Source organism: Clostridiales bacterium (assembly GCA_030016385.1).
Lineage (GTDB): Bacteria > Bacillota > Clostridia > Clostridiales > Oxobacteraceae > JASEJN01.
The window spans coordinates 1-597 of the sequence record JASEJN010000124.1 but is presented as its reverse complement, the minus strand read 5'-3'; the positions used below and the strand labels follow the sequence as shown (position 1 = coordinate 597).

1 protein-coding gene is annotated in these 597 nt (G+C 52.4%); it reads left to right on the top strand.

Annotation, left to right across the window (positions count from 1 at the left end; all coding sequences use genetic code 11):
* Positions 1–49 precede the first annotated feature (49 nt).
* Positions 50–597, top strand: a 548-nt coding sequence (locus tag QME45_14710; GenBank protein ID MDI6619878.1) for a transposase, incomplete at its 3' end; no start/stop codon positions are given.

Sequence of the window (597 nt, the reverse complement as noted above, 5' to 3'; positions counted from 1 at the left end):
AGTCAGGGCCATTGATGGCAGCGGCGAGTTCCCGCTGGAAACACTGAGTATGTTTCAATCCGAAGATCCATTAAACAAGGCAATCATGGCAAAGCTGCTTTCGGGAGTAAGCACACGGAAATATTCCTGCACAGTGGAGGGAGACACCGCAGATGCGGTATGCACGAGCAAGAGCGAGGTCAGCCGGCGGTTCATCGAAGGCATGGACAGCCTTATGCAGGAGTTCTTCACACGAACATTGGACCAGGATTATCCGGTTATGATGATCGATGGTCTGGAACTCGGGAAGCTGATCATACTGGCCGCGATGGGTATAGACAGCGATGGCAGGAAGCGTATCTTAGGGATTGCGGAAGGCAGCTCTGAAAACAGTACCGTTGTAAAGGGCTTGCTGGAAGACTTGATTCGTCGGGGACTGGATGCCGCTCGCCCCAGGCTTTATGTACTGGACGGTGGAAAAGCCCTTCACAAAGCCGTTACGGATATATTCGGTGCAGAATCTCTCGTTCAGCGCTGCCAAGTGCACAAGAAACGTAACGTACTGTCATACCTGCCTGAATCGGAGCAGGCGAATGTATCTGTGGCTATGACCATGGC